A 16,389-nucleotide genomic window follows, 5' to 3' on the forward strand; every position below is an offset into this window, starting at 1 on the left:
CCCTGGGGGTGCGAGGTTGAGCAGCAAGCCGCCCGGACGTCATCCCAGCTCTGCGCAGCGGACCGGGACCCCCTCGCCTGAGGCGATGGCCTCGTTGCGTCAGCTGTTTGACAGCCTCAGCAGCGAACAGCGCCGCAATCAGGATCTGTTGGTCTCCCTGGGGTTTGCCCTCCGCAGCTTCACCAACCTCCAGCGCTTTCTTGAGCTTGTGCCTGTGGTGGCCTCGCGTCTAGTGGGTGTTGAGGGGGCCTTGCTTGTTCCGTTTCAGTCGGATGGTCGCCTCTGGCGTGATCAGCTGCAGGGGACTCCAGCTGAGCCGTCCCAGGACCTGCTGCGGCGTTTGGCAGCCTTTGAACCCGGCTCTGCCGTGGGCTTCGGCAGCGACGATCAGCAGCTGCTGGCGCTCGACCGGCTGGTGCAACGCTGCCTTCCCAAAGCGGCTTTGTTTGCCACGTCTGTGACGGCTCGTGGTCGGACGCGGGGCCGCCTTTACGTGTACGCCCGTAACGGCTCGATGGTCTGGACCGAGGTGCACCGTCGGCACGTTCAGTTGGTGGCGGATCTTGCTGGCGTTGCGATCGAAAACGATCAGATGCTGCAGGACGCCCGCCGGCATGAGCGGGTGGATCGACAACTCAGCATCGGTGCAGAGATTCAGGCCCAGTTGTTGCCGGACCGTTGCCCCGTGATCGAGGGCGTTGATCTGGCCGCGCGCTGTCGGCCTGCATTTCAGGTGGGCGGTGACTACTACGACTTCATTCCCACCCGTCCGGAACTCATCGGTCGACGCCGTGAGCGGGGTCGCTGGGCCCTGGTGATGGGTGATGTCATGGGCAAGGGTGTGCCCGCTGGTTTGCTGATGACGATGCTGCGCGGGATGCTGCGCGCGGAGGTTCTCAGCGGTCTGCCACCGGATCGGATTCTTCACGACCTCAACCAGCTGGCGCAGGAAGACCTGGCGCAGTCGCACCGGTTTGTGACGCTGTTTTATTCCGACCTGGATCCGCGCACGCTGCGGCTGCGTTATGCCAATGCGGCCCACAATCCGCCCCTGCTTTGGCGCGCCGAGCGACGGGTGATCATGCGGCTCGATGCGGCTGGGCTGCTGATCGGTCTCCAACCCGAAGCTGAGTTCGCCCTTGGCGAGATTCGCCTTGAACCGGGAGACGTGTTGCTCTACTACACCGATGGCGTCACCGAAGCACCGGGGATCACGGGCGATCGTTTCGACGAAGCGCGGCTGATTCGTGCCCTTGAAACGGCCTGTCGCAGTGGTCAGGGAGCGCAGGGAATTCTTGAAAGCCTGTTTGAACGCTTGGACCGTTTTGTTGGTCCGGATCGTCAGCTGGAGGACGACGCGTCGCTTGTGGTGCTGAAAGTTCCGGAAGCGGTCACGCTGCCAAGTGTGCAGGGACGGTCAATCGCCTGACAAGCTGAGGAAATCGACGGATGAATTGATGGCTGGTGGGGTGACCGGTGGTGCAGCAGGCACCTGGAGCGATCGTTTTGAGCAGGGTCTGCATCCCTTCATCGAGGCGTTCAACGCCTCCATCGGTTTTGACCTGACCCTTCTTCAGGAGGATCTCGATGGGTCGATCGCCCATGCCCGGATGCTCGCCAGCGTGGGAGTGATCACGGAAGCGGAGGCTGAGCAGTTGGTGGAGGGTCTGGAGACCGTTCGTGCTGAGGCGGCATCCGGCAGTTTCCAGCCCGGCCTGGCAGATGAGGACGTTCATTTCGCCGTGGAACGCCGGCTGATTGCCTTGCTCGGTCCCGTGGGCAAGAAGTTGCACACCGGACGCAGCCGCAACGATCAGGTTGGGACTGACCTCCGCCTCTGGCTGCGGCGACGGCTGGATGGCTTGGATCAGGATCTGCAGCGGTTGCAGGGGGCGTTGCTGACCCAGGCGGATCGCCATCGCCGCACCATGATTCCTGGGTACACCCACCTGCAGCGGGCCCAGCCGCTCTGTCTCGCCCATCACCTGCTCGCCTATGTCGAGATGCTGGAGCGCGACCGTGAGCGACTTCAGGATGTGCGGAAACGCGTGAACATCTGCCCGCTTGGCGCTGCCGCCCTGGCGGGTACGCCGGTTCCGATTGATCGCCAGCGCACCGCGAAGGAGCTCGGTTTTTCAGCGGTTTATGCCAACAGCCTCGATGCGGTCAGTGACCGCGATTTCTGCGTTGAGTTCTCCGCTGCCGCCTCCTTGGTGATGGTGCACCTCAGCCGTCTGGCGGAAGAGGTGATCGCCTGGGCGTCCGAGGAATTCGGCTTCGTGCGGCTCAGCGACCGCTGTGCCACGGGCAGCAGCCTGATGCCTCAGAAGAAGAATCCCGATGTGCCTGAGTTGGTTCGGGGCAAGACCGGACGGGTCTTCGGACATCTCCAGGGATTGCTGACCATGATCAAGGGTCTTCCGCTGGCATACAACAAGGATTTTCAGGAAGACAAGGAGGCGCTGTTTGATGCTTACCGCACAACCCGTAATTGTGTTGAGGCGATGGCGATTTTGTTTGAGGAAGGCCTTGATTTCAGGGTCGAGCGCCTCAATGAAGCGGTGGAGCAGGATTTCTCCAACGCAACGGATGTTGCCGACTATCTGGTGTCTCGCGGTGTTCCATTTCGCGAGGCTTATCAATTGGTCGGTGCTGTCGTCCGGCGCTGTCTGGAGCAGGGATGTCTTTTGCGGGACCTTGATCTGAGTGCCTGGAAGGAACTCCACCCGGCCTTTGAGGCGGATCTGCACGACGCCTTGGCTCCCCGTGCTGTTGTGGCCGCCCGTCGCAGTGAAGGGGGTACAGGATTTGAGCGTGTTGATGAACAGCTTCAGCGCTGGTTACAGCGTTTCAACGGAACTCAGCCGGTGGGATGACTCTCACCCATAACCGGGTCTACGCTTATTCAGCCAGAGGTATGTCACTTCGTTCCGGAGTCATGGCCCGATGGCAATGTTCAAGGCCTCATCGGTCCACTGTTTCGTACCCGGTCCACGCATAACGTGAGCATTTTTGTCGGCAACCTTCCCTTCCGCGCTGAGCAGGAAGATGTGATCGAACTGTTTGCCCAGTTCGGTGAAGTGACCAACTGCGCGCTGCCCCTCGAGCGGGATACAGGCCGCAAGCGTGGTTTTGCCTTCATTGAGATGGCCGATGAGTCCACCGAAGAGGCAGCGATTGAGGGGCTTCAGGGTGCCGAACTGATGGGCCGTCCTCTGCGGATCAACAAAGCGGAGCCTCGCGGCAGCGCTCCCCGTCGTGGTGGCGGCGGTTATGGCGGCGGCGGCGGTGGTGGCTACGGCGGTGGCGGTGGCGGTTATCGCGGTGGTGGCGGCGGCTACGGCGGTGGTGGTGGTGATCGTCCCTCCGGTGCACGGGGCTGGGAAGATCGCAGCTATGGCGCCCGCGATAACGCTGGTGAGGGCAACGCCTACGACGAAGGGCGCAGCCGTCGTCGCCGTGGATCGTCCAGTGGCGGTGGCGATGACTATTCCGGTTACGGCGGAGCTGAGGGCTGACCTCAGCCGTTGATCAGAGGCCTGCATCCTTGAGCTGCTGCCCGGCATTGAGCAGCACATCCAGATCGGCCCCGGGGCGCTGGGCTTTCTCCCCCAGCTCCCGGCGCCAGTGCCGTGCACCCCGGACGCCTTCCACCAGTTGCACCAGGTGACGGCAGAGGTCCCAGATTCGTCCTCCTCGCTCCAGGTGAGCGGCCGCATGGGGAAGCAGCCCATTCACAACGTCTGACGCCAGGATCTGGCGTGATTCCTCCCCGAAAATGAGGGCATCGACGCTGGTCCAGCGCAGGGGATGGCTGTAGGCCGCTCGGCCCACCATGGCGCCATCGCACCCTTCCAGTGCCTGAAGGCAGTCTTCAGGGGATTCCAGCCCCCCGTTGAGTTCAATCACCAGGTCGGGGCGGCGTTGCTTAAGCGCCACCACGCGCTCATGCTGCAGCGGAGGAATCGTCCGGTTCTGCTTGGGATCGAGGCCCTCCAGCCAGGCCTTACGGGCATGAACAGCGAAGCGGCTGGCCCCCGCCAGCGCCACCCGATCCACGAAGTTCGTCAGCAGCGCATCGCTGTCCAGATCGTCAATGCCGATCCGATGCTTCACGGTCACGGGGAGTCCCCCTGCGTCCACCATGGCTTCCACGCAGCGGGCGACCAGATCCGGTTCTGCCATCAGGCAGGCTCCGAAATTTCCGGCCTGCACCTTCTGGCTGGGGCAACCCACATTGAGGTTGATCTCGTCGTAGCCCCAGTCCTGCGCCAGTCGTGCCGCTTCGGCCAGCAGGGCTGGGTCGTCCCCCCCCACCTGCAGGGCGATGGGATGCTCCACCGGATCGAAGTCCAGCAGCTTGTTGCGTCGCTTGCTGTGGTGCAGCGCCTGGGCCACCACCATTTCGCTGTAGAGCAGCGCCCTGCGGCTGATCTGCCGCATCAGCACCCGGAAGTGGCGGTCGGTGCAATCCAGCATCGGGGCCACACTGAAGCGGTAGGCAGCGGTGGATCCGGAGGCAGTCATCAATCCATTAGAACCGCCCGAGATTCCCTCTTCAGCACCGATGAGCTTGAGTGCCGCCGTTCTGTCCCGTCGATCGCTGTTGTTGGCGGCAATGGCCGGGGTGTTTGGCAGTCTCTGGAGACCTCAGCCTGTGCTGGCAGCGTCGAAAGCGGCTGATTCCTCATGGGATCTCAATGCCGACCAGTGGCGTGAGCGGTTGTCTCCCCAGGCCTATGACGTGTTGCGCAATGAGGGAACGGAACGCCCGTTCACCAGTCCGCTCAATGGGGAGAAGCGTTCCGGCACGTATCACTGCGCTGGTTGTGATGCAGCCTTGTTTTCGTCGGAGGCCAAATTCGACAGTGGCACCGGCTGGCCCAGCTTCTGGCAGCCCCTGCATGGAGCCATCGCCACGAAAGTAGATTTCAAACTGATTCTGCCGCGCACGGAATACCACTGCAGCCGTTGTGGTGGGCATCAGGGCCATGTGTTCAATGACGGACCGCGACCCACCGGCAAGCGCTATTGCAACAACGGTGTCGCCCTCCGCTTCCAGCCCGCTTGATCTGATCGTTGTTGGCGGTGGTCCTGCCGGCTATATGGCGGCGATCACTGCAGCCGAGCAGGGGGTTCGGCGGGTGCTGGTGCTGGAAGGTACCCCTGAGCCCCTCCAGAAGGTGCGCATCAGCGGTGGTGGTCGCTGCAATGTGACCCATGCCTGCTGGGACCCCCGTGAACTGGCGACCCATTACCCCCGTGGCAGTCGACCCCTGCGGGGTCCCTTCAGTCGCTTCGCCTGCGGCGATGCGATCGCCTGGTTTGACGAGCACGGGCTCACGCTGGTGGAGGAACCCGATGGACGGATGTTCCCGCAGCAGAACCGCTCCGAGGCTGTGATTCAGTGCCTGCAGAAGGCGGCAAGGGCGTCGGGTGTCCAGCTGCGCACGAAGGCGATGGTTCAGCAGGTGCGCGTTCACCCCGAGGGGGGGTTTGTACTCGAGGGCCGCGGCCTCGAGCCTATGCATGCACGCTGCTTGATGTTGGCCACGGGGGGGCATCCCAGTGGCCGAAACCTGGCGGAAGCCCTTGGCCACCAGGTGGTGCCGCCGGTGCCATCACTGTTCAGCCTCGCCCTGCAGGCACCCGCCCTGACGGCCTGCAGTGGCATTGCCATCGATGATGTGGGCCTTGATCTGAAACTGGGCGATCAGCGTTTCCGTCAGACAGGGCGGGTCCTGATCACCCACCGTGGTCTGAGCGGGCCCGCCACGCTCCGCCTCTCCGCCTTTGCGGCCAGGGCCTTGCATGCGAGCCATTACGAAGGTGAGCTCAAAGTGGATTGGAGTGCAGGTCTGGGCCGTCAAGGGGTGGAGCAGCGGCTGCAGCAGTGGCGCCAAGAGCAGGCCAAGCGCACCCTCGCGGCCGCCAAGCCCTTCGAGCATCTGCCACGGCGGCTCTGGCAGGCTTTCTTGACCATGGCTGAGGTGGAGCCGGATCGGCGTTGGGCCGATTTGCCGATCAAGGCGGAGCGTCAATTGCTGGAACTGCTTTGCGCGCAGCGTTTGTCGATCAAGGGGCGTGGGCCCTTCGGAGAGGAGTTCGTGACGGCTGGCGGTGTCGATCTCGGTGAGGTGAATTTGGCCACGATGGAGAGCCGTTGCGCTCCCGGTCTCTACCTGGCGGGTGAACTGCTGGATGTGGACGGGGTGACCGGTGGTTTCAACTTCCAGGCCTGCTGGAGCGGCGGCTGGTTGGCGGGCCAGGCCATCGCCGCAGTGCTCACTGGATCTGATCAAACACGGTGAACATCGGCAGGTACATCGCCAGCAGGATTGATCCCACGATTCCGCCCACCACCACGATCATCGCGGGTTCGAGCATGGAGGTGAGTGCTTTCACCATGGCCCCGACTTCGTCTTCATAGAAGTCCGCCACTTTGCTGAGCATCTTGTCCATCTCACCGGTTTCCTCGCCGATGGCCAGCATGTTCAGGGCCATCTCCGGCAGCACCTTCTGACGGATCAATGCATTGCTGAGCAGAACGCCCTCCTGCACCATGCTCCGCGAGGCAAGGATCGCATCGGAAATGATCGCGTTGCCGGCGGTTTCGCTCGAGATCTCCATCGACATCAGGATCGGCACACCGGCCCGCGTGAGCGAACTGAAGATTCGGCAGAACTGAGCTGTCGCTGTCATCAGAATCAGTTCACCGAAGAGCGGCAGTTTCAGCATCAGGCGGTCGATCGTTCGACGACCGCTGTGGGTGGCGTAGAACCGGCCAAACAGCCAGATGGAAAGCAGGATGGCTCCAGCTGCGTAGAGCGCTACAGGCGATCGCAGCAGTTCACTTAGGTCGACGAGCAGTTGGGTGAAGGCCGGCAGCTCTGCGCCCAAGTCCTCAAAGATCCCGGCGAAGGTTGGGATCAGAAAGATGGTCATTCCTAGGAACACAAGGATGGCGATCACCAGCACAGCCACGGGATAGCCAAGGGCTCCCTTGATCTGGTTCTGCAGTTTGGCGTTGTCTTCCAGCAACTTGGCCAGTCGCTTCAGGGCTTCATCCAGCACGCCGCCGGCTTCTCCGGCCTCCACCATGGCAATCGTGAGCTGATCAAACACCTTGTTGTTGGCTCTCATGGCGGTTCCCATGGCCACCCCTTGATTCACTTCCGCGCTCAATTCGCTCAAGGCCCGCTGGAACAAAGGCAACTTCTGCTGAGTTGCCATCAAGTCCAGTCCTCGAACGATTGGAACTCCTGCATCCACCAGCGCTGAGAGTTTGCTGGCCCAGACCGCTTTCTCCTTGACACCTGGAGGACGTTCCAGCAGACGTTCAAGGGTTTGCAGGGCTGAGCTCTTCTTTGCAGCGACTCGCGTCTGAGTTTTTGACTCGGAAAGAATCGATGTTGTTATCTCTTTTGTGTTGAGTTCTGTTGGCCTTTTTTGTCTTTCTGCTGGTTCAAGTTTGAGCACGCGCTGACCGCGTCGTCGCAACTGTCGACGGGCGGCAATCTCGCTGACCGCGGTTAATTCAATGGTCGTTTTTGTACCGTTTCTGAGCTGGCATGTGGCGACATAGTGCTGATCCCTTGGTTTGACTTCGCCGGATATGTCGGGTCGTTTGATCTGAATATCGAGAGGTTTTAAGCCACGTCTTCTTAAAAAGTTTTTTGCATTCAGAGGTGATTTGGATTCAACGACCAGATCATCAACCGTGCCATCAGCTTTTCGGACTTTGACGTTGAAAGTCGGCATTGGAAGCTTCAGTTCGTCAGCAGGCGTTCCAGTTCCGCCGGTTTGGAGGCTTTCCCCATGGCTTCCGCTTTGGAGACTTCCCCCCGATTGACGAGGTCTGCCAGGGCTTTCTCCAGCGTCTGCATGCCCTGCTCTCCCCCCGTCTGGATCTGGGAATAGAGCTGGGCTGTTTTCCCCTCGCGGATCAGGTTGGCGGTCGCTGGGGTGTTGATCAGGATTTCCTGCGCCATCACGCGACCGAACTGCCCCTCCGCAGGGTTCTGACGCCGGCAGAGGGTCTGGGAAAACACGGCCACCATGCTGCCCGAAAGTTGCACACGGATCTGCGTCTGCTGTTCCGGTGGGAAGACGTCGACCATGCGGTCCACGGTCTGGGCCGCTGAGCTCGTGTGCAGGGTTCCGAAGACGAGGTGTCCGGTTTCGGCAGCACTGACGGCCAGTTGGATGGTCTCGAGATCCCGCATCTCACCCACCAGGATCACGTCCGGGTCTTCCCGTAGGGCGGCGCGCAGGGCGTTGGCGAAGCTGCGGGTGTCTTCGTTTAGTTGGCGTTGGTGCACCAGGCTTTTGTCGCTCTGGTACACGAATTCGATCGGGTCTTCGATCGTGAGGATGTGTTCGCTGCGGGTGTGGTTGATGTGATCCAACAGAGCCGCCAGGGTTGTGGTCTTCCCTGAGCCTGTTGGACCCGTCACCAGCACCAGGCCCCGGGGCCGCGCGCTGGTCTCCAGAACCACTTGCGGCAAGTCCAGCAGTTCAACGCTGGGAATTGTGCTGCCAAGGGCCCGCAGGCAGGCGGCATAGCTGCCTTTCTGGCGGTAGACGTTCACGCGGAAGCGGGCAACGCCCTTGAGTCCGTAGGCGCAGTCCAGTTCCCAGGTCTGCTCCAGCGTCTTGCGCTGGCTGTTGTTCAGCATCGAGAAAATCAGCTTGTTGCAGTCCTCTTCGGCCAGCGGCCGGTCCGTCATCGGACGCAGTTCCCCACTGAAGCGTCCGTAGGGCGGCTGACCGGTGGCGATGTGCAGATCACTGCCACCGCCCTGCACCAGTTGTTCCATCAGGTCTTCGATCATCAGATCCATGACCGGCTCCTCAGTGGCGTGGTGTCAGGCAATAGGGACACTCAAGCCAGCCTTCCTGCAGGCCGGCTCCGCATCCTTCACAGGTCATTGTGCTGAGGGCACGGGCTCTGCGCTCGGATTCCAGTCCTGAATCCGTCAGCACCATCCGCCCCACTTCCTCCAGTGTGGTCTCGCCCTTTCTCACCAGTTCGAGGCTGTAGCCCAGCAGGGTCACCATCCCTGATTCCAGGGCCAGCTGGCGGATCACATCGGTGCTGGCGCCCTTGGAGATGGCAGTGGCCATGTCCTCCTGAATCCGCAGCACTTCGTAGACCCCGACGCGTCCCTTGTAACCGCTTCCCTTGCAGTGAGCGCAGACCGGTTCGTCAGGGCTGTGATGGTGGGCCTTGAAGAAGGTGACATCCGCTTCCCGGCTTGCCATGAGGCCGAAGCGGCCCAGTTCACGTTCATTCGGCCGGTAGGGCTCGCGGCAGTGAGGGCAGACCCTCCGCAGTAAGCGTTGCGACACGATCCCGATCAAGGAAGCCGACACCATGAAGGGCTCCACGCCCATTTCATCCAGGCGGGCAATCGTGCTTGGGGCATCGTTGGCGTGCAGGGTGCTTAGCACCAAGTGACCGGTCAGGGCAGCCTCAATGGCGGTCTTGGCGGTTTCGAGATCACGGGTTTCTCCCACGAGCAGAACGTCCGGGTCCTGGCGCATGAACGCTCGAAGAGCTGTGGCGAAGTCGAAGCCTTTTTCACGGTTCACCTGGCATTGGGTGATGCCCGGCAGGGTGTATTCGATCGGGTCCTCGACCGTGGAAATGTTGATGCCCGGATCGTTGCGCTCGGCGAGGAGTGAATAGAGGGTGGTCGACTTGCCGGAGCCTGTTGGGCCAGTGACCAGGATCATTCCGAAGGGCTTGGAGCCCAGGTCGCGGACCAAGGCCAAGGCGTCGGAATCGCTGATCAGTTTGTCCAGTCCCAATTGGGTCGCTCCACTGTCCAGCAGGCGCAGACAGACCTTTTCTCCGAAACGGCTGGGCAGGGTGTTGACACGGAAATCAACCACTCGGTCGCGGTATTTGCGCCGAATGCGTCCGTCCTGCGCTTGTCGACGTTCAGCGATATCGAGATCCGCCAGGATTTTGAAGCGGGATGTCACTGCGGGAATGAGCCGGCTGGGCAGCGGCTCCACGTATTGCTGAAGCACACCGTCCTGACGGAATCGCAGCCGTAACCCTTTCTGCTGCGGTTCTACGTGGATGTCGCTGGCATTCACCGACATGGCTTGGAGCAGGATCCGATCCACCAGGGTCACCACCGGCGAGGCTTCCGCATCCTTCAGCCGCGTCTCCAGGTCAATGGCTTCCTGGGCCTGCTGGCCCTCCTCGTCTTCATCGTTCTCGAGCACCCCATCGGTGTTGAATCCTTCGAGAAAGGATTCCGTGCTGACGTTTTCAGGGTTCGTTTGTTGGGTTCCGGTGGTTTCTGTTGAAGCAGGAGCGGGAGCCTCCTCAACCTGCGGCGGTTGGATGACGTCCTCACCCAAAGCCCATTGCAGATCCGCTTCGATGGCGGGGTGCAGGCGGATTGTGCGGTGTTGGTCCGGCAGCTGATCGATCAGCTGCTGCCATTCCTGGTCTCGCCACTGGCTGGGGATCGCGATGTCCAGGTGGTCAGCACCGATGGCGATCGGCATGGCCTGCAGTGCCCGCCATTGATCCGGGCCGACGTCCGGGAGGGCGTCGTTGAGCAGGTTGCGGCTTGCCAGCAGTTGCTCTGGGCCTGGAACCGGTTGCTGCAACAGCAATTCAAGGGCGAAACGCTGCCGTGCCGTGTCGCCGGCATCGGGGGTGGGCAGCGTCAGAGTCATGGATGGCGACCGAGGTGCGGGCTTCCGCAGCTTGTGGGAGGTCAGCGTTGCCCTTCAACATGTCTAAACAGAAATCCCTGAGCGGTCAGCATGAGCGGCGACTCCTCCACCCCAGAGCAGGACCAGACCGTTGCGTCCGGTGCTGTTCCAGCCACGCCGGAGTCCGCTCCTGATGCGCCCGAGGCGACCTCTGAACAGGCTCCTGCAGCGGTGGATCCGGCGGATCGAATGCAGCAGCTCGAGCAGGAATTGAGCGCGTTGAAGCAGGAGCATGAGACGCTCAACAGCCAATACATGCGCATTGCGGCGGATTTCGACAACTTCCGCAAGCGCCAGAGTCGCGATCAGGACGACATGCGTCAGCAGCTGGTCTGCTCGACCCTCACGGAAATTCTCCCCGTCGTCGACAACTTCGAGCGGGCCCGTCAGCAGCTGAATCCTGAAGGGGAGGAAGCTCAGGCGCTGCACCGCAGTTACCAGGGTCTGTACAAGCAACTGGTGGAGGTGCTGAAGCAGCAGGGGGTGGCCCGGATGGAGGTGGTTGGCCAGGAGTTCGACCCCAACCTGCATGAGGCCGTGCTGCGGGAGGAAAGCAGCGAGTTCGCTGAGGACGTGGTGTGTGAGGAGCTCCAGCGCGGATACCACCGCGATGGGCGTGTGCTGCGCCACGCCATGGTGAAGGTGTCGATGGGTCCAGGACCAACCGATCCGGCGTCAGCGCCTGCTGAGGCCGCAGCGGCACCGGATCAGACGGCGGAGGAGGCCTGATGGCCGACTTCTACGACCTGCTCGGCGTCAGCCGGGATGTGGATCCCGACAGCCTCAAGCGGGCTTATCGGCGCATGGCGCGTCAATACCACCCCGACATCAACAAGGATCCGGGAGCTGAAGACCGTTTCAAGGAAATCGGCCGCGCCTACGAGGTGCTCAGTGATCCCCAGACCAGGGCCCGTTACGATCAGTTCGGTGAAGCCGGCCTCGGCGGTGCGGCCGGTGCCCCCGACATGGGGGACATGGGCGGATTCGCGGATCTGTTCGAGACGTTTTTTCAGGGCTTCGGTGGACCCGGGGGTGCTGGAGCTGGTCGGCCGCGGCGTCAGGGCCCTCAGCAGGGGGATGACCTTCGCTACGACCTGACGATTGATTTTGAGCAGGCGGTGTTCGGTCAGGAGCAGGAGATCAAGATCCCGCATCTGGAGACCTGCGACACCTGCGGCGGCAGCGGTGCCAAGGCGGGCAGTGGACCCACCACCTGCGGCACCTGCGCTGGTGCCGGGCAGGTGCGCCGTGCCACCCGGACTCCCTTCGGCAGCTTCACCCAGGTCGCCGAGTGCCCCAACTGTGGAGGCACGGGCCAGGTGATTTCCGATCCCTGCGGGTCCTGTGGTGGCCAGGGTGTCAAACAGGTGCGCAAGAAGCTCCGGATCAACATTCCTGCCGGGGTGGACACCGGAACACGGCTTCGTGTGACCGGTGAAGGCAATGCCGGACCCCGGGGAGGCCCGTCCGGTGACCTCTACGTCTTCCTCACCGTTCGCAATCATCCGCGCTTGCAGCGGGATGGCTTGAACATCTTCTCGGAGGTCAAGGTCAGCTACCTCCAGGCGATTCTTGGCGACACCATCGAGGTGGAGACGGTGGATGGCAGCAAGGAGCTGGACATCCCCGCCGGCACCCAGCCCGGCACGGTGCTCACCCTGCCGAACCTGGGCATTCCCAAGCTCGGGAACCCTGTGGCACGGGGTGATCAGCGCGTGACGGTGACCGTTGACCTGCCGAAGCGGATCAGTGATGTGGAGCGCGAGCTCCTGGAGCAGTTGGCAGGTCACCATTCCGCCCGCGGCAAGCAACACCATCACCACAACAGTGGTCTGTTCGCTCGCTTGTTCGGTCAGAAGGGATGAGCAGGCGTTCCCTGGATCTGCGGGGAACGCCCTGTCCGGTGAATTTCATTCGCTGCAAGCTCACCCTCGAGCAGATGAACAGCGGCGACTGTCTGCAGGTCTGTCTCGATCGGGGTGAGCCTGAGGCCATGGTCCTTCCAGGTCTGAGGGATGCAGGCCATCGTGTTGAGTGCATTGATCAAACGCCGGATGCCGTCACCATCGAGGTGATCTGCGGTGGCTGACACCGCCCGTTCGGTGGCATCCGGGATGGTGGTGGCGCTCCAGGCCAACTATCTGGAGGTTGAACTGGATGTCGCACCTGATGGATGCCCAGGGCGGCTGCTCTGCACCCGCCGCACCCGGCTCAGCCATCGGGGTGAAGCCGTTTACGTTGGCGATCGGGTTCGCGTTGAGGCCATTGATCCAGGCCAGGGGCGTGCCGTGGTGGCAGAGGTCGAGCCACGCCACAGCTTTCTCACACGCCCACCGGTGGCCAACGTCTCTCTGGTGGCTGTGGTGTTGGCGGTGGAACAGCCCAGCTTTGACCCTGATCAGGCCAGTCGCTTCCTGTTGACGGCGGAACGGACCGGGCTGGAGGTGATCCTGCTGCTCACCAAGACAGACCTCCTCTCAGCTGCAGCCCTCGAGCGGCTTGTCACCCGGTTGCAGGGGTGGGGCTATGACCCGCTGGCGCTGTCCAGTGCAGCCGGAACCGGCATTGATGCTTTACAGCAGCGTTTGGCTGGCGCGCAGCTGTCGGTGCTCTGCGGGCCTTCCGGGGTGGGCAAGAGCAGCCTGCTGAACCAGTTGCGTCCTGACCTTCAACTGCGCACGGCTGCGGTGTCTGGCCGACTGCAGCGCGGGCGCCACACCACCCGCCACGTGGAGCTGTTTCCCCTGGGTCCCAGGGCGAGGGTGGCCGACACCCCCGGCTTCAACCGCCCCGATCTTCCGGAGGATCCCCAGGAACTGGGGGTCCTTTTTCCGGAGTTGCGGCAGCAACTCGATCCCTGGCCCTGTCGCTTCCGCGACTGCCTGCATCGCGGTGAGCCCGGTTGCGGTGTGTCCACGGACTGGGAACGCTATGCCCTGTACCAGGCCGCATTGATCGAGCAGAGCAGCCTCAGCCGCCCATCCCGGGGAGGTTGAGGTTCAGGCCACCGGTGAGTTCTTCCATCCGGCCTTTCATCGTGGCTGTGGATTGCTCATAGGCCGCCTGCAGGGCTTCCAGGGTGGCCGTTTCGCTGGCCTGTTGTCCTTCCTGCAGCAGGGCTGGGTCCAGACGCACCCGCAGGGGTTGCTGGTTGCCCGACAGCCAAACGCTGGCACGGCCATCGCTGCTCTTGCCTTCGATCTCCATCCCGTCCAGTTCGTCCTGCAGGGCCTGAGCGTTCTGTTGAATCTCCTGGGCCTTCTTGAAGGCTTCGGTGAGCTGGCCGAAATTGGGGAGTCCGAACCCTGCCATGGCGATCCTGTGGGAGCCGGAAGGTTAAGCCGCCGAAGCGAATCCCAGGCGCTTCACTTCCGGGTGCAGACGAATTCCGTGCACGGCTTCGATGCGGTTCTGCACCAGCTGGATCAACTGGGCGATGTCCTTCGCCTGGGCATCACCAGTATTGACGATGAAATTGGCATGCACGGTTGAGATTTCGGCGCCGCCGATTCGGGTTCCCTTCAGCCCCTGCGCTTCGATTAGCCGTCCGGCCTTGAGCGGTTCCGGATTGCGGAAGACGCTGCCGCAGCTGGGTTGTTGGTAGGGCTGCGTGGTGGTGCGGTGACTGAGGTTCGCAGTGGTAACCCGCTTCAGTTCATTCGGATCATGACCGGGCTGCAAGCGGAACCGCGCCGACAACACCACGAGGTTGTCGTCTTGAAGACGGCTGTGCCGGTAGGCGAAGTCCAGTTGATCCCGCTGCAGCTCAAAGCAGTTGCCCCCCTCCAGAGGCATGACCCGCACGGACTCCAGCCATTCCGCTGTGCAGCCTCCCTGGGCTCCTGCATTCATCACAGCCGCACCGCCAGCGGTTCCTGGGATGCCAACCGACCACTCCAGGCCATGCAATCCAGCGCGTGCAGCGCGTCTTGCCAGTGACGGGATCGGTTCGCCGGCGAGCACCTCCACGGTCCCCGTGGTGGCATCAAGCTGCAGCCCCTGAAGTTTGCGCAGACAGAGCGAGAGCCCCGGCAGGCCGTCATCGTGAATCAGCAGGTTCGACCCAGCGCCGATGACGCGGCAGGGCATGCCCTGGTGAGCGGCCCATTGGATCCAGGCCTGGGTCTCTTCAAGGCTGACGGGTTCCGCGAGCCATTCAGCGGCTCCTCCCACCCGCCAGGTGGTGTAGTCGGCAAGGCTGACTCCGGCCTGGGGCAGGCGGTCATCCGATGGGGTCATGACGTCAGCCTTGACCAGAGCCCATTCACATCGCCAGCGCCCATGGCCAGAACGAGATCCTCTTCGCGGCTGTGCTGGATCACCAGGTCGGTGAGTTCATCGAGAGTCTCCGCGACGGCGATCTCAAGATCCGGCTTCAGATTGCGGACCCGTTCTGCCAGGGCATGGCTGCAGATGCCGTGCAGGGGTTGCTCTCCTGCGGCATAGACGGGAGCCAGCAGCAGCAGATCACAGTTCTGCAGGGCTTGGGCAAAGCCATCGAGGAACTGCCGGGTGCGGCTGTAGCGGTGCGGTTGGAACACCGCCAGCAGCCGTTGCGGTGCTGTGGGGAGTGGACTGCGGCCACTGCTCACCATCAGGCGGGCCATTTCCAGGGTCGCCTTCACTTCGCTGGGATGGTGGGCATAGTCGTCAACGATGTGACGTCCCTTCCAGGTGCCCCGGAGATCGAATCGGCGTCCGGGTGCTTTCAGTCCCGCGAGTCCCTCCACCAATTGGTCAAAGGGGAGACCTTCCATCCGGCAGGCGGCCAAGGCCCCTGTTGCATTGCTCAGGTTGTGCAGCCCGGCCATCGGCAGGGTGAAGTCGCCAACGGGGTGGCCGGCTTCATAGAAACGGGCAATGCATCGATCGCCTTCAAGGCTCAAGGGCAGGGCGGCGAAGTCAACGGATTCAGCGCTCTGGTTGGACCACCAGGCCGTTGGCTGGAAGTGTTCCTGAAGGATCGGGCAGTCGTGATTGGCCAGCAGGCGTTCGCAACCGCCGGCAAAGCGCTTCAGGGTGGAGATCAGCTCGTCGAGGCTGGCGTAGTGATCGGTGTGATCCAGCTCCAGGTTAGTGATCACGCCGAGGCTCGGGCTGAACTTCACCAGGGACCCGTCGGATTCATCCGCCTCGGCCACGAGCAATTTCCCCTGGCCGGAATGGCCGTTGCTGCCGAGGCTGGGAACGATGCCTCCAATCACAGCGGTTGGGTCCTGATCGGCCTCCAGCAGCAAGGTGGTGATCAAGGTGCTGGTGGTGGTCTTGCCGTGGCTGCCGGCGACTGCAATGGAGGGTTGTTGCTCGATCAGAGCCGCCAGGAGATCGGAGCGATGCCAGATCTGCAGCCCCTGCTGCCGGGCCCGCTGCAGTTCCGGATTGCTCTCGGGGATGGCTGTGCTGATCACCACCACCGGCGAGCCAGCGGCAGTTGCTTCCGTGACGGCATCAATGCAGGTGGCGTCCTGCTGACGGAAGACCTTTACTCCGAGGGTCTTCAGCTGTTGTGTTGTCGCATTGTCACGCGGGTCCGAGCCGCTGACCAAGTGACCGCGGTCAACGAGAATCCGGGCTAAAGCCGACATACCAATTCCGCCGACACCGATGAAGTGGACTGGTGTCTGACGGTCGAGCAGGCGCGGCAACGGA

The 16,389-nt window shown here is 62.5% G+C and carries 16 protein-coding genes; 9 read left to right on the forward strand and 7 right to left on the reverse strand.

Annotated elements, in window-relative coordinates:
• The first annotated feature begins 16 nt into the window (after positions 1 to 16).
• The 3 genes from SynA1544_RS00060 to SynA1544_RS00070 all read left to right on the forward strand — a co-directional run bounded on the left by SynA1544_RS00060 (position 17) and on the right by SynA1544_RS00070 (position 3,518).
• The gene (locus SynA1544_RS00060) at positions 17 to 1,429 is read left to right on the forward strand and encodes a PP2C family protein-serine/threonine phosphatase (RefSeq protein WP_186514374.1); all 1,413 of its coding nucleotides are present in this window, start codon (positions 17 to 19) and stop codon (positions 1,427 to 1,429) included.
• Between the two features lie 28 nt (positions 1,430 to 1,457).
• Complete coding sequence (gene argH, locus SynA1544_RS00065) at positions 1,458 to 2,876, forward strand: argininosuccinate lyase (RefSeq protein ID WP_186514375.1); 1,419 nt, start codon at positions 1,458 to 1,460, stop codon at positions 2,874 to 2,876.
• A 126-nt stretch (positions 2,877 to 3,002) separates the two neighbouring features.
• Positions 3,003 to 3,518 (forward strand): RNA-binding protein, encoded by a 516-nt coding sequence (locus SynA1544_RS00070; RefSeq protein WP_186514376.1) that lies wholly within the window; start codon positions 3,003 to 3,005, stop codon positions 3,516 to 3,518.
• A gap of 13 nt (positions 3,519 to 3,531) precedes the next feature.
• Here SynA1544_RS00070 and dusA read toward each other — a convergent pair whose 3' ends face one another.
• Positions 3,532 to 4,527 (reverse strand): tRNA dihydrouridine(20/20a) synthase DusA, encoded by a 996-nt coding sequence (dusA, locus tag SynA1544_RS00075; RefSeq protein WP_115009719.1) that lies wholly within the window; start codon positions 4,525 to 4,527, stop codon positions 3,532 to 3,534.
• 40 nt (positions 4,528 to 4,567) lie between these two features.
• Between dusA and msrB the strand changes: the two genes are divergently transcribed.
• Together msrB and SynA1544_RS00085 are read left to right on the forward strand one after the other, a co-directional pair.
• Entirely contained in the window at positions 4,568 to 5,071 is a 504-nt protein-coding gene (gene msrB, locus SynA1544_RS00080) for a peptide-methionine (R)-S-oxide reductase MsrB (protein WP_186514377.1), read from the forward strand.
• A complete protein-coding gene (locus SynA1544_RS00085) occupies positions 5,043 to 6,311 on the forward strand; it encodes an NAD(P)/FAD-dependent oxidoreductase (protein ID WP_186514378.1) in 1,269 nt (422 codons plus the stop codon). The genes msrB and SynA1544_RS00085 overlap by 29 nt, the downstream gene beginning before the upstream one ends.
• Here the strand turns inward: SynA1544_RS00085 and SynA1544_RS00090 are convergent.
• The 3 genes from SynA1544_RS00090 to SynA1544_RS00100 all read right to left on the reverse strand — a co-directional run bounded on the left by SynA1544_RS00090 (position 6,286) and on the right by SynA1544_RS00100 (position 10,701).
• The gene (locus tag SynA1544_RS00090; RefSeq protein WP_255477813.1) at positions 6,286 to 7,353 is read right to left on the reverse strand and encodes a type II secretion system F family protein; all 1,068 of its coding nucleotides are present in this window, start codon (positions 7,351 to 7,353) and stop codon (positions 6,286 to 6,288) included. The genes SynA1544_RS00085 and SynA1544_RS00090 overlap by 26 nt on opposite strands.
• A 416-nt stretch (positions 7,354 to 7,769) precedes the next feature.
• Complete coding sequence (locus tag SynA1544_RS00095; protein WP_186514380.1) at positions 7,770 to 8,843, reverse strand: type IV pilus twitching motility protein PilT; 1,074 nt, start codon at positions 8,841 to 8,843, stop codon at positions 7,770 to 7,772.
• A gap of 10 nt (positions 8,844 to 8,853) precedes the next feature.
• Positions 8,854 to 10,701, reverse strand: coding sequence for a GspE/PulE family protein (locus tag SynA1544_RS00100; protein ID WP_186514381.1), 1,848 nt, complete (start codon positions 10,699 to 10,701; stop codon positions 8,854 to 8,856).
• 90 nt (positions 10,702 to 10,791) lie between these two features.
• Between SynA1544_RS00100 and grpE the strand changes: the two genes are divergently transcribed.
• Genes grpE through rsgA form a run of 4 tightly spaced genes read left to right on the forward strand, consistent with a single transcriptional unit; the run spans position 10,792 to position 13,736 of the window.
• Positions 10,792 to 11,469, forward strand: a complete 678-nt coding sequence (gene grpE, locus SynA1544_RS00105) for a nucleotide exchange factor GrpE (RefSeq protein WP_186514382.1) — start codon at positions 10,792 to 10,794, stop codon at positions 11,467 to 11,469.
• Entirely contained in the window at positions 11,469 to 12,605 is a 1,137-nt protein-coding gene (gene dnaJ, locus SynA1544_RS00110; protein ID WP_186514383.1) for a molecular chaperone DnaJ, read from the forward strand. Before grpE ends, dnaJ begins: the two co-directional genes overlap by 1 nt.
• The gene (locus SynA1544_RS00115; protein WP_186514384.1) at positions 12,602 to 12,829 is read left to right on the forward strand and encodes a sulfurtransferase TusA family protein; all 228 of its coding nucleotides are present in this window, start codon (positions 12,602 to 12,604) and stop codon (positions 12,827 to 12,829) included. Before dnaJ ends, SynA1544_RS00115 begins: the two co-directional genes overlap by 4 nt.
• Before the next feature lie 25 nt (positions 12,830 to 12,854).
• On the forward strand, positions 12,855 to 13,736 hold the full coding sequence (rsgA, locus tag SynA1544_RS00120) for a ribosome small subunit-dependent GTPase A (protein ID WP_186515378.1): 882 nt from the start codon (positions 12,855 to 12,857) through the stop codon (positions 13,734 to 13,736).
• Here the strand turns inward: rsgA and SynA1544_RS00125 are convergent.
• Genes SynA1544_RS00125 through murC form a run of 3 tightly spaced genes read right to left on the reverse strand, consistent with a single transcriptional unit; the run spans position 13,711 to position 16,385 of the window.
• Positions 13,711 to 14,052, reverse strand: coding sequence for a YbaB/EbfC family nucleoid-associated protein (locus SynA1544_RS00125; RefSeq protein WP_011363068.1), 342 nt, complete (start codon positions 14,050 to 14,052; stop codon positions 13,711 to 13,713). The two genes, rsgA and SynA1544_RS00125, sit on opposite strands and share 26 nt — an antisense overlap.
• Before the next feature lie 24 nt (positions 14,053 to 14,076).
• Positions 14,077 to 14,979, reverse strand: coding sequence for a UDP-N-acetylmuramate dehydrogenase (gene murB / locus SynA1544_RS00130; RefSeq protein ID WP_186514385.1), 903 nt, complete (start codon positions 14,977 to 14,979; stop codon positions 14,077 to 14,079).
• Complete coding sequence (gene murC, locus SynA1544_RS00135; protein WP_186514386.1) at positions 14,976 to 16,385, reverse strand: UDP-N-acetylmuramate--L-alanine ligase; 1,410 nt, start codon at positions 16,383 to 16,385, stop codon at positions 14,976 to 14,978. The genes murB and murC overlap by 4 nt, the downstream gene beginning before the upstream one ends.
• Positions 16,386 to 16,389 lie beyond the last annotated feature (4 nt).

Origin of the sequence: Synechococcus sp. A15-44, from assembly GCF_014280115.1 — a bacterium.
Lineage (GTDB): Bacteria > Cyanobacteriota > Cyanobacteriia > PCC-6307 > Cyanobiaceae > Parasynechococcus.

Excerpts from the sequence above, each read along its gene's own strand:
- grpE (WP_186514382.1), top strand. The coding sequence starts at position 10,792 with ATGAGCGGCGACTCCTCCACCCCAGAGCAGGACCAGACCGTTGCGTCC.
- SynA1544_RS00115 (WP_186514384.1), top strand. The coding sequence starts at position 12,602 with ATGAGCAGGCGTTCCCTGGATCTGCGGGGAACGCCCTGTCCGGTGAAT.
- dnaJ (WP_186514383.1), top strand. The coding sequence starts at position 11,469 with ATGGCCGACTTCTACGACCTGCTCGGCGTCAGCCGGGATGTGGATCCC.
- msrB (WP_186514377.1), top strand. The coding sequence starts at position 4,568 with ATGAGCTTGAGTGCCGCCGTTCTGTCCCGTCGATCGCTGTTGTTGGCG.
- SynA1544_RS00100 (WP_186514381.1), bottom strand. The coding sequence starts at position 10,701 with ATGACTCTGACGCTGCCCACCCCCGATGCCGGCGACACGGCACGGCAG.
- rsgA (WP_186515378.1), top strand. The coding sequence starts at position 12,855 with ATGGTGGTGGCGCTCCAGGCCAACTATCTGGAGGTTGAACTGGATGTC.
- SynA1544_RS00095 (WP_186514380.1), bottom strand. The coding sequence starts at position 8,843 with ATGGATCTGATGATCGAAGACCTGATGGAACAACTGGTGCAGGGCGGT.
- SynA1544_RS00125 (WP_011363068.1), bottom strand. The coding sequence starts at position 14,052 with ATGGCAGGGTTCGGACTCCCCAATTTCGGCCAGCTCACCGAAGCCTTC.
- dusA (WP_115009719.1), bottom strand. The coding sequence starts at position 4,527 with ATGACTGCCTCCGGATCCACCGCTGCCTACCGCTTCAGTGTGGCCCCG.
- argH (WP_186514375.1), top strand. The coding sequence starts at position 1,458 with ATGGCTGGTGGGGTGACCGGTGGTGCAGCAGGCACCTGGAGCGATCGT.
- murB (WP_186514385.1), bottom strand. The coding sequence starts at position 14,979 with ATGACCCCATCGGATGACCGCCTGCCCCAGGCCGGAGTCAGCCTTGCC.